We start from the raw sequence: 478 nt of genomic DNA on the forward strand, positions 1-478 counted from the left end.
TTGGTGTCGTTGAATCTCATCGCTCTCATCGGACTTGGGTTTGTCATCAGTACGCTAAAAGCACTTATTCGCGGCTCAAATCAATCAATTCGATGGTTTAAAATTCGCCCAAAACGCAAGGCGAATAACGACTCACAGCGAGGGCTTCTCGCCTTCTTAGAGGGTGATTGGCAAACTGCAAAATCCTTATTAACACAGTCGGCCCAACATGCACGCATGCCTCTGGTGAATTTACTGGCTGCAGCCAACGCGGCAAACCAACAAGGTAATCACAAAGAGTCTGCGCAAATACTCAAGCAAGCCCACGAGCTCGACGGTGGCTCTGAGCTGGCAGCAAGCTTAACGCAAGTCCGTTTGCATATTGAAAACGAACGCTATGAAGCAGCTCTTGCAGTACTAACACGTTTACGAAAACAGCACCCTAAGCACGTATATGTCTTAAAACTAACCGTGCAAGTTTATCGCGCGTTGGAAGATT

Annotated in this window: 1 protein-coding gene; it reads left to right on the forward strand. The window is 47.3% G+C overall.

Translation table 11 applies throughout. The features are described 5' to 3' along the window. The coding region (locus tag A3738_RS28705; RefSeq protein WP_197474116.1) for a heme biosynthesis HemY N-terminal domain-containing protein at positions 1–478 on the forward strand (478 nt) is incomplete at both ends.

It is taken from the genome of Oleiphilus sp. HI0066 (assembly GCF_001635725.1).